Source organism: Amycolatopsis orientalis DSM 43388 (assembly GCF_000411975.1).
In the GTDB taxonomy this organism is placed as follows: domain Bacteria; phylum Actinomycetota; class Actinomycetes; order Mycobacteriales; family Pseudonocardiaceae; genus Amycolatopsis; species Amycolatopsis orientalis_D.
The window spans coordinates 1-25229 of record NZ_ASXG01000063.1 but is presented as its reverse complement, the minus strand read 5'-3'; the positions used below and the strand labels follow the sequence as shown (position 1 = coordinate 25229).

The window sequence follows — 25229 nt, the reverse complement described above, 5'->3', positions numbered from 1 at the left end:
CAGCTTAGCTGTCCGCGGTGCGGCGCTTCCCGTCCTCACCCAGTTCGGTCAGCAGCCGTCGCGCCACGTCGACCACTGCCGCGCCCGCGACCGCCATCGGTTCGGTCGTCCGCATGGAGCGGCACAACACGAACGCGCCTTCCAAGCTGGTCACCAAGGCGAGCGTGAGCGTGCGGGCGTGCTCCTCGGGAAGCCCGAAGGCGGCGAATCCCTTGGTGCCCGCTTTGGTCCACGCCTCGAACACGTCCGCGGTGGCCTTGCGCAGGGGTTCGTTCGTGGTCGCCACCTCGAGCGCGACGGTCGCGATCGGGCAGCCCTCGACGTAGTCCGTTTCGAGCAGCGTGGTGACCGCGGCCCCGAAGAACGTCTCGAGGCCGGTGATCAGATCCGGCGCGGGCCCGATGAAGACCTCGAAGAGCCGTCCGTACTCCCTCCCCGAGGTGCGTACCACTTCTTCGCCCAGCTGCTCCTTGCCGCCGGGGAAGAAGTGGTACACGGACCCGAAGGGGGCGCCGGCCTTCTCGACGATCTGCTTCATGCCGGTGCCGGCGTATCCGCCTTGCCGGAACAACTCCGCCCCGGCGGCGAGGATGCGGTCCTTGGTGCCAGTCACGACACCGAGGATAGCTCCTGGACAGTAGAGCGTTCTATCAAACGCGGCCGGAGCACCAGGTTCAGCACGACCGCGGTCACGCAGCCCGCGCTGATCCCGGAGTTGAGCACGACCTGCAGCGCCGCCGGGAACTCGGAGTAGAAGTCCGGCATGGCGATCGGGATCAGCCCGACGCCAAGCGACGCGGCGACGATCGCGACGTTCACCGGATGCTCGAACGACGCCTTCGCGAGCGTCCGGATGCCGCTCACCGCGACGCTGCCGAACAGCACCAGCCCGGCCCCGCCGAGCACCGGCTGCGGCACCAGCGCGACGATCCCGCCGGTCACCGGGAACACGCCCAGCAGCACGAGCACGACGCCGCTGGCCGCGACCACGTACCGGCTCACCATGCGGGTGAGCGACACGAGGCCGATGTTCTGCGCGAACGCGGTGCAGGCGAACCCGCCGAAGATCGTGCCGACAGCGGTGGAGAGCCCGTCCGCGCGCAGGCCGTCGGCCAGCACCCGGCTGGTGGTCGGCCGCTCCACGATTTCGCCGAGCGCCAGCAGGTCGGCGGTGCTTTCCGCCATGATCACGAGCATCACGATCAGCATCGAGACGATCGCGGCGATGTCGAACGCGGGCGTCCCGAAGTGGAACGGGGTCACGATCCCGAACACCGGGGCCTGGCGCAGCGTCGACGTGTCGACCTGGCCCATCGGCCACGCCGCCACGGTGCCGACGACCAGGCCGAGCAGCAGCGCGACCCGGCTCCAGAACCCGGTCAGGAACCGGGTGAAGACGAGCACCGCGACCAGGGTGATCCCGGCCAGCACGAGCCCGCTCGGCTTGGCCGATTTGTGCTGCGCGGCGATCCACTGCACGGCGACCGGCAGCAGCGAAATCCCGATGAGCGTGATGACCGTCCCCGTCACCACCGGCGGGAAAAACCGCGTCAGCTTGGAGAAAAACGGTGCGGCGAACACTACGAACACGCCGCCGACGAGCGTGGCGCCGTAGACGACGCCCAGCGCGTTGCCGTCGCGATGTTGCGCCGCGATGGACAGGATGGGCGCGACGGCGGCGAAAGTGACGCCGTTGACCAGCGGCAGTCTCGCGCCGAAACGCCAGAAGCCGAGGGTCTGCAACAAGGTGGCCAGTCCCGCGGTGAACAGCGCCGCGCTGATCAGCAGCGCGAGCTGGCCGGGGGAGAGGCCGACGGCCGCGCCGATGACGAGCGGTGGCGCCACCACCCCGGCGTACATGGCCGCGACGTGCTGGATTCCGCCGAGGATCAACTGCGGCAGCGGGGGCGCCGCGTCCACGGGGTGCCGAGAAGGTCGTTCCGGTGTTACTGACATGCGCTCTCCCGGAGGGGACTCGGGGCTAGAGCACGGCGTCGGTCCAGGCCGGGCCGGGCTCTTCGGCTTCGTCGCGGACGACCGTGCCCTCGATGAGGCCGTACGGTCGGTCGGCGGCGTAGAACACCTCGTTGTGATTCTCGAGGCCGAAGGGGCTTAGATCGACGAGGAAATGGTGCTTGTTGGGCAGGGAGAACCGGATCTCGGCTACTTCCGGCCGTGCCTTCAGCACGGCTTCGCCCATCGCGTACAGGGTCTGCTGCAGCGAAAGACTGTGCTTGGTGGCGAACGTTTCCAGCAGCGTCCGCCGGATCTCCCGATGGCTCTTGGCCCAGTCGATCCCGGTGAATCCCTCGTAGCGCCAGCGCGCGGTCACGGCGGTGGCGAGAATGCGGTCGTCGGTTTCGGCGAGCGTGGTGTATTCGTCCTTGGGGTAGCCGTGGAATTCGGACCCGGTGGACTTGAGCACGGTCAGGCCGTCCACTCCGGACACCACCCAGGCGCGGTCGGCGTGCACGGTGACGGTAGTGGTCCGGCGTTCGCCGCCGGAACGGCTGAACGAGTGGTCGTGCGGCGCGCCGTCCACCGTGATGCGGTCCCATTCCTGCTCTTCGATGGAAATCCGCGCGCCGGTGATCTTTTCCTGGGTGCCGACGAAGTGCCGGCCGAGCCGCAGCGCGAAGTCCTCGATCTCGCCGACGTCCTGCTGCTTGGCGAACGCGTACACGGTGTTCTTCTGCGTGTCGGTGGCCAGCACGGCGGAGTTGTCGCCGGTGAGGTGCGTGGCCGAAAGGTCGCCGCGCAGCGCCGAGGACACCGTGAGGTCGCGCAGATGGTGCACGCCGCCGGTGCGCCGGACGGTGACGAGGCGGACCTCGGCCTTGCCGTACTGGTTGGGGCCCAACGAGATTCCCATGTCAGCTCCCGCGATAGGTGGAATAGGCGAACGGGCTCAGCAGCACCGGCACGTGGTGGTGCGACGTGCCGTCGACGATCCGGAAAGCGATCGTGACGTCGGGGAAGAACGCGTCTGGGCCGAGGTAGCTCCCGGTGTCGAAGACCAGCCGGTAGACGCCGGGCTCGAGCGTGTCCGGGCCGAGATCGCGGATGCGGCCGTCGTCGTCGGTCTTGCCCTCGGCCAGCACCGTGCCGTCTTGGCGCTCGAAGCGCACTGAGATGCCAGCAGCGGGCTTCCCGGCAGACGTGTCGAGGACGTGCGTGGTCACAAGGCTCATGGGGTTACCGCTTTCGCCAGGCGCAGTTGCGCGATCTTGGCCAGCTCCGCGCCGGCGACGTCGAGTTCGGTCTCCGGGTCGTTGCCGAGCCGGGACCGCAGGTTCGCGAGCAGTTCCTCGCCGCTCCGCCCGCTCGCGCACACCAGGAACACGTGCCCGAACCGGGCTTCGTATTCGGCGTTGGCGGCGGCGAACTCGTCCGCGTTGTCCACGCCGGACTGCTCCGACCGCGACCAGTCGGCGTCGCTGCCCTTGCTGGTCGGCCGTTCCCCGATCCTCGGGTGCGCGGCGATCGCGTCGCGGATCTCGTTGCGCCGCAACGGGGTCGCGCTGTCCGCAGCCTTGCGCAGCGCGGCGAAATCGGCGTACGGGCGGCCTTCGAGCACGGTGTCGACCCAGCGCGGCACGGCCAGGCAGGCGGTGAGCGTCGGCCGGAGTTCGGCGGCGGGTGCGGAGTTGAACTCGGCGAGTGCGAGCGGCAACGGAATCTCCTCCGGGGAGGTGGTGTTCCGCTGACCGTACGGCCGGGCCGAGCGTGCGTCAACACTTTGTTGAATCGCGTCTCGCGGCTGTTTCAGTCGGCTTCCCGGTTGAGGTAGTTGTAGACCGTGAATCGCGTGACGCCCAGTTCCTCGGCGACGGCCGAAACCGATTTCCGCAGGTTGAAGGCCCCGCGCTCGCGCAGCAGGCGCACCGCGCGCTGTTTTTCCGGGCGGTCGAGTTCGCGGAGTTTCGAGCCGAGTTCGTGTTCCACGTCGGCGATCAATCGCGCGAGCGCGCTGTTGAGTTCGACCGCGGGAACGGGGTCGGAATCGTCGGTCCGGCGCAGTTGCAGCGTCACCCGGGTGGCCCCGCCTTCGAGGGCGGCGCGGGCGATCGACGGCAGCGCGGCGAACAGGTCGTCGGCGCTCCCGCGGGCCAGGGTGCCGAGCGGGCCGAAGTCGGTGTCGAGTCCGGCCGCGTCGGCGGCGTCGCGAGCGCGGACGGCGTGCTCCGGCGGTGCGCCCTCGCCGCGGAACGGCTCGCTGGTGAACTCGGCTTCCAACTCCACCTGGTGACCGTAACGTGGAAGGGACGGCGTTGACGAGCCGGGAAGGGCGCGTCTAATCTCGGTGGGCGAAAGACTGTTTCCGTAACGTGGAACTGGAGGGTGTCGTCGATGGACCTCGTAGTGCGGGCCGCGCGTGCGGTGACCCCCGCCGGTCTCGGGCCGGCGACGATCGGCGTGCGCGACGGCCGGATTGTCGCGGTGGAAGCCGGCGTTGTCGAGATGCCGGGCGCCCAGGTCGTCGAGCTGGCCGCGGACGAGGTGCTGCTGCCCGGTCTCGTGGACACCCACGTGCACGTCAACGACCCCGGCCGGGCCGAGTGGGAAGGCTTCGAGACCGCGACGCGCGCGGCCGCGGCCGGTGGCGTCACGACGATCGTGGACATGCCGCTCAACAGCCTGCCGCCGACGGTCGACGTGGCCGCGCTGGAGGTCAAACGCAAGGCGGCGAGCGGGCGCGTGCACGTCGACGTCGGGTTCTGGGGCGGGGCGATTCCGGGCAACGAAGGGGAGTTGCGCGGGCTGCACGACGAGGGGGTCTTCGGCTTCAAGTGCTTCCTGCTGCACTCCGGCGTGGACGAGTTCCCGCCGCTGGACGCGGCCGGCCTGGAATCCGCGATGCGCGAGCTGAAGTCGTTCGACGCGCAGATGATCGTGCACGCAGAGGATTCCGACGCGATCGACGCCGCGCCCGACCCGCACGGCGAGAAGTACCGCGACTTCCTCGGCTCCCGTCCGCGCGGAGCGGAAAATCTGGCCATCACGCACGTGATCGAAGCGGCCCGGCGCACCGGCGTCCGCGCACACATCCTGCATCTGTCCTCTTCGGACGCTCTGCCGCTGATCGCCAGCGCCCGGCGCGAAGGCGTCGCGCTGTCGGCGGAAACCTGCCCGCACTACCTGTCGTTCATCGCGGAGGAAATCCGGGACGGCGCGACGCAATTCAAGTGCTGCCCGCCGATCCGCGAGGCGGCGAACCGGGAATTGCTGTGGCAGGGGCTGGCGGACGGAGTGATCGACACGATCGTCAGCGACCATTCGCCGTGCACCCCGGAGCTGAAACGCTTCGACACGGGCGATTTCGGCCTCGCCTGGGGCGGCATTTCCAGCCTGCAGCTCGGGCTGCCCGCGATCTGGACGCAGGCACGACAGCGCGGTTTCAGCCTGGTCGACGTGGTGCGGTGGATGGCCGAGCGTCCGGCCGCGCAGGTGGGGATGACGCGCAAGGGCAAGCTGGAGGTGGGCGCGGACGCCGATTTCTGCGTGTTCGCGCCGGACGACGCCTTCGTCGTGGACGTCGCGAAGCTCGCGCACCGCAACCCGGTGAGCGCGTACGACCAGCGTCCGCTGGCCGGGGTCGTGCGCGGCACGTGGCTGCGCGGCGAGCCGGTGACCGGCGACGAACCGAGGGGGACTCTGCTGACCCGGGGCAATTGCTGAAGAGATGGAGGAGCACGTGTCCGACCGTCCGGAGTGGACCGCCCAGCCCGACCTGGCCTCGCGCCTGTTCGGGGGCACCGTGATGTGGGCGAGCGACGAACTGTTCGCCGAAAAGGAAAACCTGGTCAACCCGTGGCGGCCGGCGCACCGCGCCGAAACGTTCGGCCCGAAGGGCCAGGTGTACGACGGCTGGGAGACCCGGCGGCACCGCGAACCCGGCGACGACCACGCCCTGGTCCGCCTCGGCCTCGGCGGCGTCGTGTCCGGCGTGGTGGTGGACACGGCGTTCTTCAAGGGCAACTACCCGCCCTTCGTGTCTGTGGCGGCGACGTCGGTGCCCGGCTACCCGAGCGCCGCCGAACTGCAGGACGCCGACTGGGACGTCCTGGTCGACCACGAACCTGCCGTCGGCGACTCGGAGAATTTCTACAAGGTGACGTCCCCGCGCCGCTACACCCACGTGCGCCTCACCCAGCACCCGGACGGCGGCGTCGCGCGCCTGCGCGTGCACGGTTCGCCGGTGCCCGACCCGGCGTTGCTCGACCCGCGCTCGCTGGACTTGGCGGCGCTGGAGAACGGCGCGGTCGTCACCGGGTGCAGCGACATGTTCTATTCGTCGCCGAACAACATGCTGTCGCCGGGCCTCGCCGCGCACCAGGCGGAAGGCTGGGAAACCGCCCGCCGCCGCGACGACGGCAACGACTGGGCGACGGTCCGCCTGGCGGGCGCGGGCGTGATCCGGTTCGTGGAGCTGGACACGAGCAACCTCAAGGGAAACGCGCCCGGCTGGGCCTCGGTGAGCGGCCGCCTCGACGAGGGCGAGTGGGTGGAACTGCTGCCGCGCACCAGGCTGCAGCCCGACACCCGGCACCGGTTCGCCCTGGCCGACGACGGCCCGGAGGTCACCGAAATCCGGCTCGACATCTACCCGGACGGCGGCCTCGCCCGCCTGCGGCTCTTCGGCGAACTGAGCAAACGCGGCCGGGAAGCCCTGACCGCCCGGTTCGCCGAGACGTCCGGCTGAGTTCCGGTCCGTGAAGGGCTCCTTGAGGGAATCGGCTTCCCTCAAGGAGCCCTTCACGTCCCTTGTCCGAGGCCTGTCGGGTGTCTTCGCTGCGGCAGGGATGGTCTGTGCGGGTCTCCTTCGGGGGGTTGGCTTCCCTTGAGGGGTCCTTGAGGTCGCTTGTGCGAGGCTTGTCGGGTGTCTTCGCTGCGGCAGGGATGGTCTGTGCGGGTCTCCTTCGGGGGGTTGGCTTCCCTTGAGGGGTCCTTGAGGTCGCTTGTGCGAGGCTTGTCGGGTGTCTTCGCTGCGGCAGGGATGGTCTGTGCGGGCCTCTTTCGGGGAGTTGGCTTCCCTCAAGGAGCCCTTCACGTCCTTGTCCCAAGCCTGCCGGGTGCCTTCGCCGCGGCGGGGAACGTCCGTGAGGGCCTCCTTCCGGGAATCAGTTTCCCGGAAGGAGGCCCTCACGGCTTTTTCGTCCGCTTACTCCGTGCCAGCGGGATCCGGGTGTTCCTGACGCCACTGCTCGTCCGAGGAATTCCACGCTTCCTCGGCCTGCATGTGGATGTCGGTGATCGCCTTGTCGAAGTTGATCGAGTCCTTCCCCACCCAGCCGACGAAGTTCTTGCTGCTCTTGGCGTCGGAGAGGCCCTTGAGGAAGGTGAAGACGTCCGGGTGCCTCTTGAAGTAGTCCTCCGGGCCTTTGACGATGTCCTTCCAGACGTTCTTCCCGCCGGTGTACTTCTGGACCTGCGGGAGGCTGCACATGTTCTCGAGCCAGCTTTCGTGCTTCTTCATCCAGCCGAACTCGTACGGTTTGAACGGCGACTGCGGGCCGGACCCGCCCGCGCTGTTCCCGCCGCCCTCGCCGTTTTCGTGGTTGCCGCCGCCTGGGTTGTCCTCGTGATGGTTGGTGCCGCCCGGGTTGTCCTCGTGGTTCGGGTTGCTGCCGCCGGGAGCGTCCTCGTGGTTCGTGTTTCCGCCTGGCGTGTCTTCGTGGTGGTTGGCGCCGCCGGGCGTGTCGTCGTGCCCGTTGGCGCTGGGGGCGTCTTCGTGCGGGGTGTTGTTGCCCGGCGTGTCTTCGTGGTGGTTGGTGCCGCCAGGCGTGTTGTCGTGACCGTTCCCGCCCGGGGCGTCCTCGTGGTGCGGATTGCCGCCCGGGGTGTCGTGCGGGCGGTTGGGCGGCGGGTTGAAGTGCTGGTCCGCGGCCAGCCAGGTGTCGAACGGATCGTCCTCGTGCGGGTTGCCGCCCGGCGAGTCTTCGTGCTGGTTGGTCCCGCCCGGGTTGTCTTCGTGGTTGGTTCCGCCCGGAGTGTCCTCGTGCAAGTTGCTGCTGCCGGGGGCGTCCTCGTGCGAGTTGGTCCCGCCCGGCGCATCCTCGTGCGAGTTGTTCCCACCGGGGGCGTCCTCGTGCGAGCTGTTCCCGCCCGGAGAGTCCTCGTGCGGCGTGCCGTTCCCGCTGTGCCCGCCCTGGCCGCCGGTTCCGCCGCCCTCGCCGCCGTGGTTCCCGGTGCCGTGGTTGCCGCCGAGGTCGGTCATCTCGTGGGTGTTCCCGCCGCCGTGCGAGCCGCCGCCGCGGGAGGGCTTGACCTTTTCCGCCAGTTGCGCCAGGCGGCTCGCGGTCCGCCCGCCGAGGCCGACGATCCGGGCGATCTTGGACGCGATCGTCAGCGCCAGCGAGATCCCGGACCGGATCACGTTGCCGACCCCCACGACGATCGACGCGCCGAACGTGAACGCCGCCATCGCGAGCGCGATCAGCATGGTCGCGATGACGTCGCCGAGGAACGTGGTGATCAGGTCGCGGATCAGCGAGCGCACCACGGTGACCAGGGCCATCGTCGTCTCCACGACGTAGCCCGCGACGTCGACCGCCTGTCCGGCGCTGTCGATCTGCCCGCGCCGGTCGCTGATGTTCTTCTTGAACGCCTCCGCGCCGTCGCCCTGCCAGTCGGTGACCGTCTTCTGCAGCGTGGTGTCGAGGTCCTTCGCCGCGTTGCGCAGGTTCTGCGCGGTCTTGTGCAGTTCCTCGGCCATCTTCTTGATCGCCGCGGGGTCGCCGGCGAGCTTGTCGAGGCCCTCTTTGAGGAACGAGATGTGCTCGATCAGCCAGCCGAGCCCGGCCGCGATCAGCTTGCCGAACGGGTCGAGGACGAACGCCGCGGTGTCCGCGATCGCGCCGACGATCGACACGCCGAGTTCGACCCCCACCGCGGCCGCGTCCGCGCCGTGCAGGTGCTGGATCTCCTGGATCGACGAGACGACGCTGTGCCAGCTGTCCGCGACGCCCGCGCCGGTGGTGTTGTTCGAGTCGGTGATGGGGACGACGGCGCTCATTTCACCTGCTCCGGCTTGAAATTGTCGAACGCCTTCGCGAGGTCCTGGTCGCCCGTGCGGTACTGCTCGCTGGCCTGGCGCGTCTTGTCGGCGCTGTCGGTCACGTCCTTCGCGACGCCGTGCAGATTGTCGGAGACAGCCTTCAGCGCGATCCGCGCGGGAATGGCGAGCACCTGCGCGAGCACGACGCCGAACGCGTCGATGTCGCCGCCGTTGGCGTCGTCCACCGCCTTCGCGGAGTCGTCCACCGCGGGCACGGTCGTCTTGTCGAGATACTCGCTGAACTTGTGCAGTTCGTCCGGGTGGACGGTGAAGCCGTTCCCTGCCACCAACACTCCTTCGCCTGCCGCGATCCGGCCGCGCCGAGTAGAGCAGCGGCGGCTGAACCGGAGGCGACGTCCGTGCGGACGAAGGCTGAACGGGACGATCTTCCTGCCCGAGTGTCCGGGCCGGGCTGCCCGGACGGGTCAGCCGCGCGCGCTGGGCCGGTTCAGGTAGGCGGAGAAGGACGACAGCAGAGCCGCGACGCCGACGATCGCGGTGACCCACCACGGGCCGCCGCTCACCAGGTTGAACACGAACGCGGCAGCCATCAGGACGGCGGCGATGATGTTCCTGATCTGCAGCCCGGAGGGTTTCGCCATGCCCCCACCTTCTCACGACGGCGTTCCGCGGCCCTTGCTCGCCGTCGGCTAGATTGCTAGCATCCTAGAATGGCCGGTGAAGAGGTCAAGCAATTCAACGTCTACCTGCCGGTCGAGCTGATCAAGCAGGTGAAGTACCGGGCGATCGAGACCGAGCAATCGCTGTCCGCGCTGGTCACCGCGGCCTTGCGGGCGTATCTCGGCGAACCGCCGGAAGAACGAGAGGACGGCTGACATGAGCGAAGGCATCACGATGCTCTTCCTGGAGACGCACAACTGGGGCAAGACCGCGAAGTTCCTGCAGCGCGTGGGCTTCAGCCTCGATTTCGAGACCGACCACAACTCGGGCCAGCTCTCCAACGGCGACGGCGTGCCGGTGTTCGTCGCCGAGGTCCCGGAAAGCCAGGAGCCGCGCACGAGCGTGGTGGTGGCGGTGCCGGACGAGTCGGTGGACGCGGAACTCGACGTCGTCACCCCGTTCGAGGACACCCACTACGGCACGCGCGAGATGACCGTGCGGGATCCGGACGGCCGCACCTGGGTTCTGCGGGCCCCGAAGTGAGCGAGCCGGACCACACCGCGGTGCGGGTGGCGTTGTGGCGCGCGCTGCACGTGCTCGCCGATCCGCCGCCGCACGCGCTGGTCGACGAGATCGGTCTCCAGCTGGCCGATCCCGGGCCGGACTGGCGGTCCCGGCCGGACATGGACCTCGACTTCACCCGGCGGTTTCGCGCGGGGATCGCGCTGCGCAGCCGGTTCGTCGAGGACCTGGTGCGCGAACGCGGGGTCTCGCAGTACGTCCTGCTCGGCGCCGGGCTGGACACGTTCGCGCAGCGGGAGCCGGGGCTGGGCGTGCGGGTGTTCGAGATCGACCAGCCGGGCACGCAGGAGTGGAAGCGCGCGCGGCTGGCCGAACTCGGGCTGCCCGAGCCGCACCGGTTCGTGCCGGTCGACTTCGAATCCGGCGAACAGTGGCCGGAACGCTTGGCCGCCAACGGTTTCGACCTGGACGAACCGGCAGTGGTCGCCTCCACGGGCGTCAGCATGTACCTGACCCGCGAGGCCAACGCCGCGACGTTGCGCGCGCTCGCCGGTTTCGCGCCGGGGACCGTGGTGGCGATGACGTTCCAGATGCCGGAGGAGTACCTGGACGAACCCGACCGCGCGGCCCGGGCAGCGGCGATGAAGGGCGCGAAAGCGGCCGGGACGCCGTTCGTGAGCTTCTTCGCGCCGGACGAGATGCTGGAGTTGGCGCGGGAGTGCGGTTTTCCGGACGTCCAGCACGTCAGCGCGGCTGAGCTGACCAAGCGGTATCTCTCCGGGCGGGCGGACGGGCTCGCGGCGGCGGGGGAGGAGTTCCTGGTCGCGACGGTCAGCTGAACTCGGTCTCGCCGTATTCGACCGGAAATCCTTCGGCGGTAAGGAAAGCGTGGAGCTGGGCGGCCAGCTCGTCCTTCTCCGCGCCAGCCTCCATCGCGGTCTTGACCGTGGTCTCCCATTCGCCGTGGACGGAGTGCCGCCACGGCCGGAGCGTCCAGGCCAGTTCGACGCGGCCGCCGGAGCGGTAGGTCGCGGAGACGGTCAGGTCGCGGTCGGCGTTGGTCCAGCGCGATTCGCCTTCCCAGCCGCGGAAGTCGAGCCCGTCGAGGAAGCGGGCGAGGCCGCGGCCGGTGACGTAGTTCGTGACGCCCTCCAGCCGGGCATCGAGCCCGGGCCCCTGGGCGCGGACGGCGAAGAACAGCCGCCGGTCCAGGTGGTGAGTGGCGGCGTGCCGTTCGCCGAACCGCACCGACACCGGTCCGCCGCCGAACACGACTTCGAGATCGTCCAAACAGGTCATCTCGGTTTCCTGGCGCGGCCAGCCGTGCGGGCAGTTCACCCGGCAACCGTAGCCGCCCTGGTCAGGGCGCGGTCTGCCGCCGGGAGCTGATCACCCCGGTGTTGAACCCGGCCAGGTGCAGGCCGCCGGCGAACCGCGCGTGTTCGATCTTCACGCACCGGTTCATCACCACGTCGAGCCCCGCCTCGCGGGCGCGGTCCGCCACCGGTTCGTGCCACAGGCCGAGCTGGAGCCACAACGTCCGCGCTCCCGCGTCGATGACCTCCTCGGCGACCCCGGGGAGGTCGTCGTGCTTGCGGAACACGCTCACCAGATCCAGCTCGCCGGGCACGTCCGCCAGCGACGGATACACCGGCCGCCCCAGCAGCGTGTCGAGTCGCGGGTTCACGAAGTTGACCTCGTACCGCGTCGACGACAGCAGATAAGTCGCCACGAAGTAGCTCGGCCGCGCCGGATTCGCCGACGCGCCCACGACCGTCACCGATTTCGTGCGTCCGAGAAGACGCCGCCGTTCGACCGCTCCGACGTCGTAGGTCACGCGTTCACCGCCTTGCCGAGGGCCTGGTCGAGATCCCACAGCAGATCGTCGACGTCCTCCAGCCCGACCGACAGCCGGATCAAGTCCGCGCCCACGCCCGCCGCGGCGAGCTGGTCCTCGGACAGCTGCGCGTGCGTCGTCGAGGCGGGATGGATCACCAACGTCCGCGCGTCGCCGACGTTCGCCAAGTGCGACAGCAGCTCCACCGACTCCACGAACTTCTCGCCCGCCGCGCGTCCGCCCTTCACCCCGAACGAAAACACCGCGCCCGGCCCCTGCGGCAGATATCGCGCCGCCCGTTCGTGGTCCGGGTGATCCGGCAACCCCGCGTAAGACACCCACGCGACCCGCGGGTCCGCGTTCAGGTACTCCGCGATCGCCTGCGCGTTGACCACGTGCGCGTCCATCCGCTGCGGCAGCGTTTCCACACCCTGCAACAGCAAAAACGCCGAATGGGGCGACAGCACCGCGCCGATGTCGCGCAACTGCTCCGCGCGCAGCCGCGTGCAGAACGCGTACTCGCCGAAGTTCTCCCAGTACTTGAGCCCGCCGTAACTGTCGACGGTCTCGGTCATCCGGGGGAAATTTCCGTTGCCCCAGTCGAAAGTCCCCGCTTCGACGACGACCCCGCCGAGCGTCGTGCCGTGTCCGCCGAGGAACTTCGTGGCCGAGTGCAGGACGATGTCCGCGCCGTGCTCGATCGGACGGCAGAGGTAGGGCGTGGCGAGCGTCGCGTCGACCACGAGCGGCATGCCGTGCGAATGCGCGAGATCGGCCAGCCCGGCAAGGTCCGCGATCGCACCGCTCGGGTTGCCGATCACCTCGGTGTAGATCAGCTTCGTGCGGTCGGTGACCGCCTTGGCGTACTCCTCGGTGTCGCCGTGCACGAACGTCGTCTCGACGCCGAACCGCGCGAGCGTCCCGGTGAGCTGCGTGACCGTCCCGCCATACAGCCCGGCAGCCGACACGATGTGGTCCCCGGCTTCGGCGAGGGCCGAGAAGGTGAGGAACTCCGCCGCCTGCCCGCTGGCCGTCGCGACCCCGCCGATCGCCCCTTCCAGGCTCGCGATGCGCTCCTCGAACGCCGCGACGGTCGGGTTGCCGATCCGGCTGTAGATGTTCCCGTACTTCTGCAGCGCGAACAGATTGGCCGCGTCGGACGCGTCCTCGAACACGAAGCTGGTCGTCTGGTAAATCGGCACCGCACGGGCCCCGGTGGAGGGATCGGGAGTGCCGCCGGCGTGCAGGGCGCGGGTGCGGAAGCCCCAGGTACGTTCGCTCATCGAGCGCCACGCTAACCCAGCGCCGGGGGCGGCGGCCATTCTTCCCGGAGAGTGATCGGCCGGGCCCGCCAGACCACGGCCAGCGCGGGGTCTCCGCCGGGGTCCGGTTCGACCCGCTCGATCTCGAAGCCTTCCCGTTCGTAGAACGCCGCGGCTCGCTCGTTGGCGGCGAAGTGCTCGATGCGCAGCTGGCTGACGCTGTCCGGCAACTGGCTCGCGAGAGCATTGAGCAGCCGCGGGCCCAGACCGTGGCCACGGTGCGCCGGGTCCAGGTAGAGCTTGTAGACGACGTGGTCCGGCCCGAGCTGGCCGACCCCCACGACCCGTCCGCCGGTTTCGGCGACGATGACCCGCCCGTCGGCCACGGCTGCGGAGAGGTGCGAGTCGTTCCACCACTGGCGGACCTGGCGCTGGGCCGCCGCTTCGCCGATCAGTGGGGTGTAGTGCGGCGGGATGTGCCTTTCGCCGAACCGGCGGATCGCCTCGACGTCGCTCAGTTCAGCCATGCGTATCCGGGGGTCGGGCGGGGCTTTCTTCACCGCTTCCGCCAAGTGCTCACCGAAACCGCCAGCGTCACGGCCCGTCCCTCCGCCGCTTCGAGCCGTTCCCGTCGCCCATCCCGGTCCAGATGGAATCCCGCGGGCCCCATCGCGACCACGTCCCGTACCTGCGCGGCGGTGAACTCCTGCGTCCGGACCACCTCGACCCCGGACTCCCGCACGAACAACCCGCCCAGCGCCGCTTCGAGCCGTTCTTCCTTGCGCGCGTCCACCGCGAGCACCAGGTCGCCCAGTTCCGCGAGATGTCCCGGCAACGGCGCCGCCACGACCAGCTTCCCGCCTGGTTCGAGCACCCGGTGGAACTCCGCGGCGTTCCGCGGCGAGAACACGTCCAAGACCACCGAAGCCACGCCGTCGCCCACCGGCCACGGCTCCCACAGGTTCCACACCACCGCGCCCAGCCGCGGGTGCGCCCGCGCGGCGCGCCGCAACGCGATCGCTGATACGTCCAGCGCGAGCCCGACCGCGTCCGGAGCGGCGTCCAGTACTCGCGAGAGGTAATAGCCCGGGCCCGCCCCGGCGTCGATGATCAATCCGGAAGCAGAACCGGCAGCGGCGACCGCGTCGGCGAGCGGCTCGTACGCGCCGGAAGACAAAAACGCCGCCCGCGCGTCCACCATCGGCGCGGTGTCGGCCGTCCCCGCCGGGATGCGGGCGTGCAGCAGGTTGACGTAACCCTGCCGGGCCAGATCGAACGCATGCCGCCGCTCGCAGCGCAGCGTCCGGCCGGTCAGCGAGACCGGCTCCGCGCACACCGAACAGCGCAGTGCATCAATCACCCGATCAGGCAAAGACATGGCGCTATTCGACCATGAGGTTGCCTGACCGGACATTTCGCCCTGGGGTCGCGGAAACGTCCCCGTAACAACCACCGCACCGGAGTTCACGCGAGGGAAACGTGAACCGAAGCCTGGTGAAACACCGGCGGCCAACACTTCCTCAGCAGTTGCCCACGGCACGGGAGGACGATTGTGCTGAACGCCGGAGATACCGCCTGGGTGCTGGTCAGCGCCGCGCTGGTCATGCTCATGACCCCAGGCCTCGCGTTCTTCTACGGCGGCATGGTCCGCGCGAAGAGCGTTTTGAACATGTTGATGATGAACTTCATCGCGCTCGCGATAGTCGGGGTGCTGTGGGTGCTCTTCGGGTTCTCGCTGTCCTTCGGCGACGACGCTTTCGGCGGCCTGGTCGGGAACCTCGACTACGCCGGCCTGTCGGACGCGTTCGGCAAGCTCGTCGGGCTGGCGAGCTCGGGCCCGCCCGCGGTTCCGTGGCCGGGGCCGGACGCGCTGCCGCTGCTCGCGTTCTGCATGTTCCAGCTGATGTTCGCGATCATCACCCCGGCGCTCATTTCCGGCGCCATCGCGGATCGCGCGAAGTTCTGGGGCTGGACGCTTTTCGTGGCGATCTGGGTCGTCATCGTGTATTTCCCGGTCGCGCACTGGGTGTTCTCGTTCGACGGATTCACCGGCAAGGACGCGGTCGGCGGCTGGATCGCCAATCAGCTCAAGGCGCTCGACTTCGCCGGCGGCACGGCGGTGCACATCAACGCCGGCGCCGCGGGTCTCGCCCTCGCGCTGGTGCTCGGCAAGCGCAAGGGCTGGCCGAAGGACACCGGACGCCCGCACAACGTCCCGTTCGTCCTGCTCGGCGCGTCGCTGCTGTGGTTCGGCTGGTACGGCTTCAACGCCGGTTCCGCGCTGGGCGCGAACGACCTCGCGGGCGTCGCGTTCACCAACACCACCGTCGCGACCGCGGCCGCGGTGCTCGGCTGGCTGCTCGTGGAACAGCTGAAGTTCGGCAAGCCGACCACGCTCGGCGCGGCTTCGGGCGCGGTGGCGGGCCTGGTCGCGATCACCCCCGCCTGCGGTTTCGTGAGCCCGCTCGGCTCGATCGCAATCGGTGTCATCGCCGGGGTGCTGTGCGCGCTGGCCATCTCGCTGAAGTTTCGCCTCGGCTTCGACGACTCGCTCGACGTCGTCGGCGTGCACCTCGTCGGCGGTCTCGTCGGCACCATCCTGATCGGGTTCTTCGCGACCAAGAGCGTGAACTCGGCGGGCGCGGACGGCCTGTTCTACGGCGGTGGCTTCAAACAGCTCGGCATCCAGGTGGTCGCCGCGCTTGCGGTCCTGGGCTACTCGTTCATCATGACGTTCATCATCGGGTTCGCGATCAAGAAGGCGGGCGGGTTCCGCGTCAGCACCGAACACGAGGTCGGCGGCATCGACGAGGGCCAGCACGCGGAGAGCGCCTACGACTTCACCGGCATGGGCGGCCTCAGCCACTCGAACACGGTCCCGGTCAAGCCCGTCACGAAACTCGAGGAGAGCAAGGCATGAAGCTGATCACCGCGATCGTCAAGCCGTTCACGCTCGACGACGTCCGCTCCTCGCTGGAGCAGCTGGGCGTGCTCGGGATGACGGTGAGCGAGGTCCAGGGCTACGGCAGGCAGAAGGGCCACACCGAGGTCTACCGCGGCGCCGAGTACTCGGTGGATTTCGTGGCCAAGCTGAAGATCGAGGTCGTGGTGGACGACGCCGTCGTCGAGAAGGTCCTCGACGCGGTCACCACCGCCGCGCACACCGGCAAGATCGGCGACGGGAAGGTCTGGGTGACACCAGTGGAGACGGTCATCCGGGTCCGCACCGGCGAACGCGGCACGGACGCGCTGTAGCCGATGACCGACGGGGGAGAACTCGCCCGGGCCACCGCACTGCTGCTCGAAGGACGGCACGGAGCTCCCGCACTGCGGGCCTCCCTGGTCGATCTGTACGAGTTCTGGCTCGGGAAAGGAGCGACGGCGGCCGGCGTCGACACCGCGGACCCAGGTGTCGCGCTGGTCGCCGTAGGGGGGTTGGGACGGCGCGAGCTGGTGCCGTGCTCCGATCTCGATTTGCTGTTGCTGCACAACGGGAACGGGAACATCGGGGAGATCGCCGACGCGCTGTGGTACCCGCTGTGGGATGCGCGGGTCGGCCTCGACCATTCGGTCCGCACCCCGGGCGAGGCGCTGAAAGTCGCGGCGGAGGACCTGCGTACCGCGCTGGGTCTCCTCGACGCCCGGCACCTGGCCGGCGACCCGGATCTCACCGAACGGGTCGCGTCCGCCGCTCGCGACCAGTGGCGGCGCACCGCCCGCAAATGCTTGCCGGAGCTGGCGGAATCCGTCCACACCCGGTGGCGGCGCAGCGGCGAGATCGCCCAATCCGCCGAGCCGGACCTCAAACACGGCCGCGGCGGCCTGCGCGACTTCGGCGTCCTGGAAGCCCTCGCGGCCGCGCAGCTCACCGCACGACCGGGCGAAGAGCTGCTGGCAGCCAAACAGCTCCTGCTGGACGTCCGTACCGAACTGCGCCGCGAATCGCGTCGGGAGCGAGACATCCTCGGTGCCGCCGACGCCGACGTCGTAGCGCACGAGCTTGAGCTGGGCGACCGATTCGCCTTGGCACGCAAGCTTTCCGGCGCGGGCCGAACCATCGCGTACGCGGTCGATGTCGCTCTTCGGTCCACTGTGGAGCAACCCCGCCCGCGCTTCGGTCGACGCCCAGTACGACGTCCGTTGGCCGAGGGCGTCGTGCTGCACGGCGACGAGGTCGCGCTCGCCCGGGACGCGCTCCCCGCCCGGGACCCAGCGCTCCTGCTCCGCGCCGCAGCAGCCTCCGCGCGTACCCGGAAGCCCATCTCGCCGGGCACGTTGCGCACGCTCGCCGAGTCCGCACCCGAACTGCGCGAACCGTGGCCGGACGACGCTCGCAACGCGCTCGTCGAGCTGCTGGGCGCGGGGGAGGGGCTGGTCGACGCGGTCGAAGCACTCGACCGCACCGGCCTGTGGGCGCGGCTGTTCCCGGAATGGGGCGCCGTGCGCGACCTGCCGCCACGGTCGCCAGTGCACCAGTGGACCGTCGACCGGCACCTCGTCCAGGCGTGCGTCGAAGCCGCGAAGCTGTCGACCACCGTGTCGCGGCCGGACCTGCTGCTGATCGGCGCGCTGCTGCACGACATCGGCAAGGGCCGCGAGGCCGACCACTCCGAGCTGGGCGCGAAGATCTCCGCCTCGGTAGCGCAGCGGCTGGGCCTGCCGACGGCGGACGTGGCGACGGTCTCCGCGATGGTCCGCCACCACCTGCTGCTCCCGCACACCGCGACCCGGCGCGACATCGGCGACCCCGCGACCCTCTCGCGCGTGGTGAAAACCCTGGACGGCGACATCGTCCTGCTGGAACTGCTGCACGCCCTCACCCGGGCGGACTCGCTGGCCACCGGCCCCGGCGTCTGGACCGACTGGAAGGACCGGCTGCTCGCCGAACTGGTCAGCGGGTGCGAGGAAGTGATGCACGGCAAGGGTTTCACCCCGCCCGAGCCGCTCGACGACGACCAGCGGGAGCTCGTCGCCGAGGCCGCCCGGACCGGGGTCGGCCAAATCCGGATTTCCGCGCACGGCAAGGTGGTCACCGCGCTGCTGGCCGTGCCCGCGGACCGGGAACTGCTCGCCCCGGCGGCCGGAGTGCTGGCGCTGAACTCCCTGGAGGTCCACTCGGCGGTCCTGCGCGAGCACTCGGGCAGGGGCCGGGCCGGCGTGTTCACCGCGTCGCCGAAGTTCGGCTCCCTGCCGGACCCCGCGCTGCTGCGGGAGCAATTCGCCCGCGCGGTCGCCGGGACGATGCCGCTCACCCAGCGCTTGGCGGCGAAGGAACGCGACTACGCCACGTCGTCGCCGGTCGTGGTCAAACCGGTGGTGCGCTGGTTCGACGACGAAACGAGCGGCCCCGACGCCGTCGTGCTCGAATTGCGCGCCGCCGACCAGATCGGCCTGCTGTTCCGCGTGGCGAGCGCCCTGCGCCGGGCCGAGGCCGACGTCCACTGGGCGAAAGCCGCGACCCTCGGCGGCGCCGTGGTCGACTCTTTCGCCCTCTCGCCGCGTTCCGGCCACGTCACCCCGTCGTGGCGGGCTGGCATCACCGACGCCGTGCTGGCCGCGGTCTCCTGACGGTCCGTGAAGGACTCCTTGCGGGAATCAGATTCCCGCAAGGAGTCCTTCACGGACAGCTGGCCAGGCAGATCCGGCTGGATTGCGCCATCCGGGCTCACCCGTCCGGGGTGTCGGAAGCGACAAAACCGGTTCCGATGGCAGGATGGACGGTCCGACCAGGGGGCGAGGTGAACGCGGTGCGAGGTCACGAGAACCTGCCCGAGCTTTCGCTGCCGCCGACAGTCGTGGCCGGGCACCTGCGCACGTGCGCCGAGGAGCTCTCCGCCCTGCTCCGCGGCGACGGCTCGGCCGCCACCCTCAGCGAACTGTCCGAGGTGGTCACCCAGCTGGTCGCCGGCCAGCACGCGCTTTCCCACGCGCTGGCCGGCCTCGCCGGCCGCATGGACGTCCGCAACCCCGCGCTCGCCACCGTCTCGCCGTCCGAGGTCGAGGTGCTCACCGAAGTCCTGCAGGCGGCCGCCTGCGCGGTGAGCTGCTCGGCCGAGGAACTCTCCGACGCCGAACCGCTGTTCGAGCACACGAGCGATTCGGCGGGGCCCGACACCCGCGTTTGAGTAGTTCTACTCAGTCCCGATTGAGGGACTTCACGCTGCCGCGCGCCGGTGCCCGGACGGCAGACTTCTGGCCAACGCCGGGTGGTCGAGGGGGAACCGCTCCGCGTGCCCGCGGCGGAAGGCCTCCTGGGGAGGTGAGCTCTTCCGCCACGGTTCCGGGGACGGCCGTGGGGAGCGGCCGCCCCGGAACCCCGGGACTCAGGAGTCCGCGATCCGGGTCAGCAGCCCGGCGGCGAGCCGGAGCAGCTCCTGCTCGGTGGGGCTGAGCGTCCGTTCGAGAGCCGCGGCCAGCCAGGTCTCCCGCGCGACCGAGTACTCGCGCAGCTCCCGCAGCCCGGCCGGGGTGAGGTCGATCAGCGACCGCCGTCCGTCCGATGGATCCGGAGTGCGCGTGATCCATTCGCGTTCGGCCAGCGTGGCCAGGATCCGCGTGAGCGACTGCGGATGGATCCGTTCGGCTTCGGCCAGCTCGCTCGGCGTGTGCGTGCCGCCCCGGTACAGCCGCGACAGCACCGCCAGCACGGCCGGTCCCGGAGCGGGCGAACCCGCCTCGAAGCGCATCCGCCAGTTCAGCCGTCCGACGCCCTCGCGCACCGTCCGGGCCAGCGCCGCCAGCTCGTCGGCCCGGTGCGCGTCGGGTTCGGTCTCCATACCGCCACATTAGGCGGTTTCTCCCCGCACCAACGCGGCGTACCGCCCGTCCAGCGCGAGCAGTTCTTCGTGCGTCCCGCGCTCGACGATCCGGCCGGCGTCCAGCACCGCGATCTGGTCCGCGTGCTCCACAGTGGACAGCCGGTGCGCGATCGCGATCGTCGTGCGGCCCGCGGCGAGCCGGTCCAGTTCCGCCTGCACCGCCCGTTCCGTGCGGTTGTCCAGCGAACTCGTCGCCTCGTCCAGGATCAGCATCGGCGGATTGCGCAGCAGGATCCGCGCGATCGCCATCCGCTGCTTCTCCCCGCCGGAAAACCGGTAGCCGCGTTCCCCCACCACCGTGTCGTAGCCCTCGGGCAGCGCGGCCAGCGTGTCGTGGATGTGCGCGGCCTTCGCGGCGTTCTCCAGCTCTGCGTCGGTGGCGTCCGGCTTCGCGAAGCGGAGGTTCTCCCGCACCGACGCGTGGAACAGATAGGTCTCCTGCGACACCAGCCCGACCCCGGCGGCCAGCGACGCGAGCGTGACGTCCCGGACATCCGTCCCGTCCACGCACACCTTCCCCTCGGTCACCTCGTACAACCGGGCGACCAGGTAGGCGAGCGTCGTCTTCCCCGAACCCGTCGAACCGACCAGCGCGGTCGTGGTCCCGGCGGGCACGTCGAGATCGATGTCGCGCAACGTCCACGGGCCTTCGTCGTCGTAGCGGAACGACACCCCGCGCATCGAAACCGCGCCGCCGCTGGGCCGCAGCGTCCGCGCGCCCGGCCGGTCGTCGATCTCCACCGGCAGGTCGAGCACCTCGAAGATCCGTCCGAACAACGCCTTCGCCGACGCGACGTTCTGGCCCACCGTCTGCATCGCCGTCGCCGGCGTGAGCAGCCGGTTCAACATGCTGGTGAACGCGACGACGGTGCCCAACGAGATCGGCGCCGCACCACCGGCGAGCTCCAGCCCGGCCGCCCAGTAGACCAGCGCCGGGATGATCGTCAGGCTCATCGTCCGCGCCGCCCGCTGCCACCGTCCGGCCAGCGCGGCCCTGCGCTCCAGTGCCGCGACCTCGCGCGATTCCTCGGCGAACCGGTCGCGCATCAGCTTCGCGTTGCCCATCGTCTTGGCCAGCAGCACGCCGGTGACCGACAGCGATTCCTCGACGATCGTGGTCAGCCGCGCCATCCGGCGCGTCCGGCCGCGGGCGAGCTTGCGCTGCTTGCCGCCGAGCCGCAGCGTGAACAGCAGGAACAACGGCACAACGACCAGCGACAACAGCGCCAGCTGCCAGTCCATGACCAGGATCGCCGCCGCGATCGCCAGCGCCGTCGTGCCGTTCTGCACGATCGACGCGGCGGTCCCGGTCACGACGTTGTCCACGCCGCCGATGTCGTTGAACACCCGCGACAGCACCTCGCCGGTCTTGGTCCGGGTGTAGAAGCCGAGCGACATCCGCTGCAGATGGCTGTACACCGCCACCCGCAGCTCGTTCATCACCCGCTGGCCGATGGTGTTGGACAGTCCGGTGGTCCGCACGCTCAGCGCGCCGGACCCGAGCGCGGCGGCGATCATCCCGATGGCCAGCAGGCTCACCAGCAGGGCGTCGCGGTGCGGCAGCGCGTCGTCCAGCATCTCGCGCAGCAGGAACGGAGAGGTGACGCCCAGCCCGGCCTGCAGGACCAGCAGCGCGCACAGCCCGGCCAGCGCCCGCCGGTGCGGCCGGAACAGGCCCGCGATGCGGCGGAACGGGACCTGTTCGTCCTCCTCCGCTGCCGGTTCGGCGAGCGTCGCGCGGCGGGCAGTCGCTGATGTCATACGCCTATGTTTACTTAATCGGCGAGGCTGGTCGAACGGTTTTCGCGCGGTTGAGCTGTTATCGCTGCGTCAATTAGTACCTGACTGCGTAGTACCCTTCCCGTACCCGTGAAGGCGGGACGGCCGGAGCGGCTACCCTCGGAAGATGCCGGGGGTGCCGAGCACCGCCCGGCACGCGAACTTTCGACCCAGCTGGAGCGTGCACCCCCGTGTTCGACACCCTCTCCGATCGGCTCACCTCGGCCCTGCAGTCGCTCTCGCGCAAGGGCCGGCTGTCCGACGCCGACATCGACGCCACCGCGCGCGAGATCCGCATCGCGCTGCTGGAGGCGGACGTCGCGCTCCCGGTGGTCAAGGCGTTCATCGCGAAGATCAAGGACCGGGCCAAGGGCGCCGAGGTGTCCCAGGCGCTGAACCCGGCCCAGCAGGTCGTGAAGATCGTCAACGAGGAGCTGATCGGCATCCTCGGCGGCGAGACGCGGCGGCTGCGCCTGGCGAAGAACCCGCCGTCGGTGATCATGCTCGCCGGCCTCCAGGGCGCGGGCAAGACGACGCTCGCCGGGAAGCTGGCGATGTGGCTGAAGAAGCAGGGCCACGCGCCGATGCTGGTCGCCTGCGACCTCCAGCGGCCGAACGCGGTCAACCAGCTGCAGATCGTCGGCGAGCGCGCGGGCGTCCCCACGTTCGCGCCGGAGCCGGGCAACGGCGTCGGCGACCCGGTCGACGTCGCCCGCCGCGCGATCGAGGAGGCCAAGCACGCGCAGCACGACATCGTCGTGGTCGACACCGCAGGCCGGCTGGGTGTCGACGAAGAGCTGATGAAGCAGGCGGCGGACATCCGCGAGGCCGTGCAGCCGGACGAGGTCCTGTTCGTGGTCGACGCCATGATCGGTCAGGACGCGGTCACCACGGCCGAGGCGTTCCGCGACGGCGTCGGCTTCACCGGCGTGGTGCTCACGAAGCTCGACGGCGACGCGCGCGGTGGCGCCGCGCTGTCCGTCCGCGAGGTCACCGGCCAGCCCATCCTCTTCGCGTCCAACGGCGAGAAGCTCGAGGACTTCGACACGTTCCACCCGGACCGGATGGCCTCGCGCATCCTGGGCATGGGCGATGTGCTGACCCTGATCGAGCAGGCCGAACAGCACTTCGACCAGGAGCAGGCCGAACAGGCCGCGCAGAAGCTCACCAGCGGGCAGCTCACGCTGGAGGACTTCCTCGAGCAGATGCTCGCCGTGCGCAAGATGGGCCCGATCGGCAACCTGCTCGGCATGCTGCCCGGCGCGGGCCAGATGAAAGACCAGCTCGCCGCCGTCGACGACAAGCAGCTCGACCGGCTGCAGGCGATCATCCGCGGCATGACGCCCGCCGAGCGCGCCGACCCGAAGATCATCAACGGCTCGCGCCGGCTGCGCATCGCGAACGGCTCCGGCGTGACCGTCCGCGAGGTCAACGACCTGGTCAACCGCTTCTTCGAGGCGCGCAAGATGATGGCGCAGATGGCCGGCCGGTTCGGCTTCGGCGGAGGCGGCGGGAGCAAGAACCGCAAGGGCAAGAAGGGGAAGAAGGGCAAGGGGCGCGGCCCCACGCAGCCGAAGATGCGCGGCGGGATGCCCGGCGGCATGCCGATGCTTCCCCCCGGCGGCATGGGCGGCGGAATGCCGGACCTGTCCCAGCTCGGCGGCATGAACGACGTGCCCGGCTTCGACCCGTCCAAGTTCAAGCTGCCGAAGGACCCGAAGAACAATTGAGCGCGCTGCACCTTTCCGGCACCGTCCTGCCCGACGGCGAACCGCGTGACCTCTGGATCCAGGACGGACAGCTGTCGTTCGAGCCGGTTCCCGGCGCGGAAACGCTGTCCACCGGCGGATTCGTGGTCCCCGGGCTCGTCGACGCGCACTGCCACCCGGGCCTCGGCCCGACCGGCGGGTTGTCGGTGCGGGAGGCGGCGGAGCAGGCCGCGACCGACCGCGACGCGGGCACGCTGCTGATCCGCGACTGCGGCCTGCCGCTCGACGTCCGCCCGCTGCAATCGCGCGCCGACCTGCCCACGATCATCCGGTGCGGACGGCACCTGGCGCTGCCGAAGCGCTACATCCCCGGCTTCGCGATCGAGCTGGACGAGCCGGCGCTGCTGCCCGAAGCGGTCGCCGAGCAGGCCCGCGACGGCGACGGCTGGGTCAAGCTCGTCGGCGACTGGATCGACCGCGGCCAGGGCGACCTCGCCCCGTTGTGGCCGGACGATGTGCTGGCGGAAGCCATCCGCGTCGCCCACGACCTCGGCGCACGCGTCACGGCGCACGTGTTCGGCGAAGCGGCGTTGCCGGGCTTGATCGGCGCGGGCATCGACTGTCTCGAACACGGCACCGCGCTGTCGCCGGATCAGCTCGCCGAACTCGCGCGCCGCGACGTCGCGTTGGTGCCCACGCTCATCAACATCGAGAACTTCCCGGGCATCGCGGACAAGGCGGGCAAGTACCCGACGTACGCGGCTCACATGCGCGCCCTGCACGCCGGTGTGGCCGATATGGTGTCCTCGGCGGTCGAAGCGGGCGTACGCGTCTTCGCGGGCACGGACGCGGGCGGCATGGTCGCGCACGGCCGTATCGCCGACGAGGTCGAAGCGCTCCACCGCGCGGGGATGTCGCGTACGCAGGCTCTCGCGAGCGCTTCCTGGGAAGCGCGCGAATGGCTGGGCAACCCCGGCATCGAACACGGCGCCCCGGCCGACCTGATCGTTTACGCCGACGACCCGCGCGCCGACCTCGCCGCCCTGCACCACCCGACCCACATCGTCTTGGGCGGCACCGTCTTCCACTGAGCGTCCGCGCGCACGGACTCCTCAGCGGACGAGACGGAAGAACCCGCGCACCTGCTCGACCAGCGATTCCGGCTGCTCCAGTGCGGCGAAGTGGCCGCCTCGGGGCAGTTCCTCGAACCAGCGCAGGTCGGTGAACCGCAGTTCGGCCTCGCGCCGCGAGGGCCGGGTGATGTCGCGCGGGTAGACCGACAGCCCGGACGGCGCGGTGACCTGGTCCCGGAAATGGGAGAAGCTCTCCCAGTACAGGCGTGCCGACGAGGTCGCCGACGCGGTGAACCAATAGACCGAGATTTCGTCGAGGATCGCCTGCCGGGACACCGCGTCCTCCGGATGGCCGTCGTGGTCCGTCCAGGCCCAGAACTTCTCCGCGATCCAGGCGGCCTGACCCGCCGGGGAATCGGTGAGGGCGTAGCCGAGGGTCTGCGGACGGGTCGCCTGGATCGCCGAATACCCCCGGCCGGTGCGCTGCATTTCCTTCTCGGCTTCGAGGTTCGCCAGCTCGGCGGGCGTCGGGTCGTCGAACGCGCCCGCC

27 protein-coding genes and 1 pseudogene are annotated in these 25229 nt (G+C 70.0%); 11 read left to right on the top strand and 17 right to left on the bottom strand.

What is annotated here, in order from left to right; translation table 11 throughout:
- Positions 1 to 4: 4 nt before the first annotated feature.
- The 6 genes from L942_RS10660 to L942_RS10635 all read right to left on the bottom strand — a co-directional run bounded on the left by L942_RS10660 (position 5) and on the right by L942_RS10635 (position 4242).
- Entirely contained in the window at positions 5 to 613 is a 609-nt protein-coding gene (locus L942_RS10660) for a TetR/AcrR family transcriptional regulator (RefSeq protein ID WP_037358235.1), read from the bottom strand.
- Positions 610 to 1956: a nucleobase:cation symporter-2 family protein gene (locus tag L942_RS10655; RefSeq protein ID WP_051165868.1), complete on the bottom strand. Its 1347-nt coding sequence runs from the start codon at positions 1954 to 1956 to the stop codon at positions 610 to 612. The genes L942_RS10660 and L942_RS10655 overlap by 4 nt, the downstream gene beginning before the upstream one ends.
- Before the next feature lie 25 nt (positions 1957 to 1981).
- Entirely contained in the window at positions 1982 to 2872 is an 891-nt protein-coding gene (gene pucL / locus L942_RS10650; protein ID WP_037358233.1) for a factor-independent urate hydroxylase, read from the bottom strand.
- Position 2873: 1 nt separating this feature from the next.
- Positions 2874 to 3191 (bottom strand): hydroxyisourate hydrolase, encoded by a 318-nt coding sequence (gene uraH, locus L942_RS10645; protein ID WP_037358231.1) that lies wholly within the window; start codon positions 3189 to 3191, stop codon positions 2874 to 2876.
- Positions 3188 to 3673 carry a 2-oxo-4-hydroxy-4-carboxy-5-ureidoimidazoline decarboxylase gene (uraD, locus tag L942_RS10640; RefSeq protein ID WP_037358228.1) on the bottom strand — a complete coding sequence of 162 codons (486 nt, stop codon included), beginning with the start codon at positions 3671 to 3673 and terminating at the stop codon, positions 3188 to 3190. The genes uraH and uraD overlap by 4 nt, the downstream gene beginning before the upstream one ends.
- A gap of 92 nt (positions 3674 to 3765) precedes the next feature.
- The gene (locus tag L942_RS10635) at positions 3766 to 4242 is read right to left on the bottom strand and encodes a helix-turn-helix domain-containing protein (RefSeq protein WP_037358225.1); all 477 of its coding nucleotides are present in this window, start codon (positions 4240 to 4242) and stop codon (positions 3766 to 3768) included.
- A 108-nt stretch (positions 4243 to 4350) separates the two neighbouring features.
- Between L942_RS10635 and allB the strand changes: the two genes are divergently transcribed.
- Positions 4351 to 5679, top strand: coding sequence for an allantoinase AllB (gene allB / locus L942_RS10630; RefSeq protein ID WP_037358425.1), 1329 nt, complete (start codon positions 4351 to 4353; stop codon positions 5677 to 5679).
- A 4-nt stretch (positions 5680 to 5683) separates the two neighbouring features.
- Positions 5684 to 6703: an allantoicase gene (gene alc, locus L942_RS10625; RefSeq protein ID WP_037358222.1), complete on the top strand. Its 1020-nt coding sequence runs from the start codon at positions 5684 to 5686 to the stop codon at positions 6701 to 6703.
- A 459-nt stretch (positions 6704 to 7162) separates the two neighbouring features.
- Here the strand turns inward: alc and L942_RS41960 are convergent, their stop codons facing one another.
- From L942_RS41960 to L942_RS44865, 3 genes are all read right to left on the bottom strand, one after another.
- Complete coding sequence (locus L942_RS41960; protein ID WP_051165867.1) at positions 7163 to 9016, bottom strand: WXG100 family type VII secretion target; 1854 nt, start codon at positions 9014 to 9016, stop codon at positions 7163 to 7165.
- Positions 9013 to 9345 (bottom strand): type VII secretion target, encoded by a 333-nt coding sequence (locus tag L942_RS10615; protein WP_051165866.1) that lies wholly within the window; start codon positions 9343 to 9345, stop codon positions 9013 to 9015. Before L942_RS10615 ends, L942_RS41960 begins: the two co-directional genes overlap by 4 nt.
- 138 nt (positions 9346 to 9483) lie before the next feature.
- Positions 9484 to 9660, bottom strand: coding sequence for a hypothetical protein (locus tag L942_RS44865; RefSeq protein ID WP_167545671.1), 177 nt, complete (start codon positions 9658 to 9660; stop codon positions 9484 to 9486).
- Between the two features lie 69 nt (positions 9661 to 9729).
- Here L942_RS44865 and L942_RS10610 point away from each other — a divergent pair, with 69 nt between their 5' ends.
- Genes L942_RS10610 through L942_RS10600 form a run of 3 tightly spaced genes read left to right on the top strand, consistent with a single transcriptional unit; the run spans position 9730 to position 11040 of the window.
- Positions 9730 to 9894, top strand: a complete 165-nt coding sequence (locus L942_RS10610) for a ribbon-helix-helix protein, CopG family (RefSeq protein WP_037358221.1) — start codon at positions 9730 to 9732, stop codon at positions 9892 to 9894.
- A gap of 1 nt (position 9895) precedes the next feature.
- Positions 9896 to 10222: a VOC family protein gene (locus L942_RS10605; protein ID WP_037358219.1), complete on the top strand. Its 327-nt coding sequence runs from the start codon at positions 9896 to 9898 to the stop codon at positions 10220 to 10222.
- Complete coding sequence (locus tag L942_RS10600) at positions 10219 to 11040, top strand: class I SAM-dependent methyltransferase (protein WP_037358217.1); 822 nt, start codon at positions 10219 to 10221, stop codon at positions 11038 to 11040. The genes L942_RS10605 and L942_RS10600 overlap by 4 nt, the downstream gene beginning before the upstream one ends.
- Here the strand turns inward: L942_RS10600 and L942_RS44215 are convergent.
- From L942_RS44215 to L942_RS10575, 5 genes are all read right to left on the bottom strand, one after another.
- Positions 11033 to 11500 (bottom strand): DUF6228 family protein, encoded by a 468-nt coding sequence (locus L942_RS44215; protein WP_051165865.1) that lies wholly within the window; start codon positions 11498 to 11500, stop codon positions 11033 to 11035. The two genes, L942_RS10600 and L942_RS44215, sit on opposite strands and share 8 nt — an antisense overlap.
- Before the next feature lie 61 nt (positions 11501 to 11561).
- Positions 11562 to 12038 carry a CoA-binding protein gene (locus L942_RS10590; RefSeq protein WP_037358215.1) on the bottom strand — a complete coding sequence of 159 codons (477 nt, stop codon included), beginning with the start codon at positions 12036 to 12038 and terminating at the stop codon, positions 11562 to 11564.
- The gene (locus L942_RS10585) at positions 12035 to 13321 is read right to left on the bottom strand and encodes an O-acetylhomoserine aminocarboxypropyltransferase/cysteine synthase family protein (protein WP_037358415.1); all 1287 of its coding nucleotides are present in this window, start codon (positions 13319 to 13321) and stop codon (positions 12035 to 12037) included. Before L942_RS10585 ends, L942_RS10590 begins: the two co-directional genes overlap by 4 nt.
- An 11-nt stretch (positions 13322 to 13332) precedes the next feature.
- Positions 13333 to 13827 carry a GNAT family N-acetyltransferase gene (locus L942_RS10580; protein WP_051165864.1) on the bottom strand — a complete coding sequence of 165 codons (495 nt, stop codon included), beginning with the start codon at positions 13825 to 13827 and terminating at the stop codon, positions 13333 to 13335.
- 29 nt (positions 13828 to 13856) lie between these two features.
- Positions 13857 to 14678: a putative RNA methyltransferase gene (locus tag L942_RS10575; protein WP_063695754.1), complete on the bottom strand. Its 822-nt coding sequence runs from the start codon at positions 14676 to 14678 to the stop codon at positions 13857 to 13859.
- A gap of 174 nt (positions 14679 to 14852) precedes the next feature.
- Between L942_RS10575 and L942_RS10570 the strand changes: the two genes are divergently transcribed.
- The 4 genes from L942_RS10570 (at position 14853) to L942_RS10555 (ending at position 19425) form a co-directional block, all read left to right on the top strand.
- Positions 14853 to 16220: an ammonium transporter gene (locus tag L942_RS10570; RefSeq protein ID WP_051165863.1), complete on the top strand. Its 1368-nt coding sequence runs from the start codon at positions 14853 to 14855 to the stop codon at positions 16218 to 16220.
- Positions 16217 to 16555: a P-II family nitrogen regulator gene (locus tag L942_RS10565; RefSeq protein ID WP_037358212.1), complete on the top strand. Its 339-nt coding sequence runs from the start codon at positions 16217 to 16219 to the stop codon at positions 16553 to 16555. Before L942_RS10570 ends, L942_RS10565 begins: the two co-directional genes overlap by 4 nt.
- Before the next feature lie 3 nt (positions 16556 to 16558).
- A complete protein-coding gene (locus tag L942_RS10560; RefSeq protein WP_037358210.1) occupies positions 16559 to 18868 on the top strand; it encodes a [protein-PII] uridylyltransferase in 2310 nt (769 codons plus the stop codon).
- Between the two features lie 179 nt (positions 18869 to 19047).
- Positions 19048 to 19425, top strand: a complete 378-nt coding sequence (locus tag L942_RS10555) for a hypothetical protein (protein ID WP_037358405.1) — start codon at positions 19048 to 19050, stop codon at positions 19423 to 19425.
- A gap of 198 nt (positions 19426 to 19623) precedes the next feature.
- Here L942_RS10555 and L942_RS10550 read toward each other — a convergent pair whose 3' ends face one another.
- Together L942_RS10550 and L942_RS10545 are read right to left on the bottom strand one after the other, a co-directional pair.
- Positions 19624 to 20076, bottom strand: coding sequence for a MarR family winged helix-turn-helix transcriptional regulator (locus L942_RS10550; protein ID WP_037358208.1), 453 nt, complete (start codon positions 20074 to 20076; stop codon positions 19624 to 19626).
- A gap of 9 nt (positions 20077 to 20085) precedes the next feature.
- The gene (locus tag L942_RS10545; RefSeq protein WP_037358206.1) at positions 20086 to 21879 is read right to left on the bottom strand and encodes an ABC transporter ATP-binding protein; all 1794 of its coding nucleotides are present in this window, start codon (positions 21877 to 21879) and stop codon (positions 20086 to 20088) included.
- Between the two features lie 209 nt (positions 21880 to 22088).
- Between L942_RS10545 and ffh the strand changes: the two genes are divergently transcribed.
- Both ffh and L942_RS10535 read left to right on the top strand, forming a co-directional pair.
- Positions 22089 to 23627, top strand: coding sequence for a signal recognition particle protein (ffh, locus tag L942_RS10540; RefSeq protein WP_037358204.1), 1539 nt, complete (start codon positions 22089 to 22091; stop codon positions 23625 to 23627).
- Positions 23624 to 24697: an amidohydrolase family protein gene (locus tag L942_RS10535; RefSeq protein ID WP_037358202.1), complete on the top strand. Its 1074-nt coding sequence runs from the start codon at positions 23624 to 23626 to the stop codon at positions 24695 to 24697. The genes ffh and L942_RS10535 overlap by 4 nt, the downstream gene beginning before the upstream one ends.
- Before the next feature lie 21 nt (positions 24698 to 24718).
- On the opposite strand, the pseudogene L942_RS10530 reads toward L942_RS10535, so the two are convergent.
- Positions 24719 to 25229, bottom strand: a pseudogene (locus L942_RS10530) (epoxide hydrolase); the annotation flags it as partial.

What these genes read in the sequence shown, in the direction of transcription:
- L942_RS44215 (WP_051165865.1), bottom strand. Translation starts at nt 11,500, where the DNA reads ATGACCTGTTTGGACGATCTCGAAGTCGTGTTCGGCGGCGGACCGGTG.
- L942_RS10580 (WP_051165864.1), bottom strand. Translation starts at nt 13,827, where the DNA reads ATGGCTGAACTGAGCGACGTCGAGGCGATCCGCCGGTTCGGCGAAAGG.
- L942_RS10655 (WP_051165868.1), bottom strand. Translation starts at nt 1,956, where the DNA reads ATGTCAGTAACACCGGAACGACCTTCTCGGCACCCCGTGGACGCGGCG.
- alc (WP_037358222.1), top strand. Translation starts at nt 5,684, where the DNA reads ATGGAGGAGCACGTGTCCGACCGTCCGGAGTGGACCGCCCAGCCCGAC.
- allB (WP_037358425.1), top strand. Translation starts at nt 4,351, where the DNA reads ATGGACCTCGTAGTGCGGGCCGCGCGTGCGGTGACCCCCGCCGGTCTC.
- L942_RS10575 (WP_063695754.1), bottom strand. Translation starts at nt 14,678, where the DNA reads ATGTCTTTGCCTGATCGGGTGATTGATGCACTGCGCTGTTCGGTGTGC.
- L942_RS44865 (WP_167545671.1), bottom strand. Translation starts at nt 9,660, where the DNA reads ATGGCGAAACCCTCCGGGCTGCAGATCAGGAACATCATCGCCGCCGTC.
- L942_RS10610 (WP_037358221.1), top strand. Translation starts at nt 9,730, where the DNA reads ATGGCCGGTGAAGAGGTCAAGCAATTCAACGTCTACCTGCCGGTCGAG.
- L942_RS10545 (WP_037358206.1), bottom strand. Translation starts at nt 21,879, where the DNA reads ATGACATCAGCGACTGCCCGCCGCGCGACGCTCGCCGAACCGGCAGCG.
- pucL (WP_037358233.1), bottom strand. Translation starts at nt 2,872, where the DNA reads ATGGGAATCTCGTTGGGCCCCAACCAGTACGGCAAGGCCGAGGTCCGC.
- uraH (WP_037358231.1), bottom strand. Translation starts at nt 3,191, where the DNA reads ATGAGCCTTGTGACCACGCACGTCCTCGACACGTCTGCCGGGAAGCCC.
- L942_RS10550 (WP_037358208.1), bottom strand. Translation starts at nt 20,076, where the DNA reads ATGGAGACCGAACCCGACGCGCACCGGGCCGACGAGCTGGCGGCGCTG.
- L942_RS10565 (WP_037358212.1), top strand. Translation starts at nt 16,217, where the DNA reads ATGAAGCTGATCACCGCGATCGTCAAGCCGTTCACGCTCGACGACGTC.
- L942_RS10605 (WP_037358219.1), top strand. Translation starts at nt 9,896, where the DNA reads ATGAGCGAAGGCATCACGATGCTCTTCCTGGAGACGCACAACTGGGGC.
- L942_RS10560 (WP_037358210.1), top strand. Translation starts at nt 16,559, where the DNA reads ATGACCGACGGGGGAGAACTCGCCCGGGCCACCGCACTGCTGCTCGAA.
- L942_RS41960 (WP_051165867.1), bottom strand. Translation starts at nt 9,016, where the DNA reads ATGAGCGCCGTCGTCCCCATCACCGACTCGAACAACACCACCGGCGCG.
- L942_RS10585 (WP_037358415.1), bottom strand. Translation starts at nt 13,321, where the DNA reads ATGAGCGAACGTACCTGGGGCTTCCGCACCCGCGCCCTGCACGCCGGC.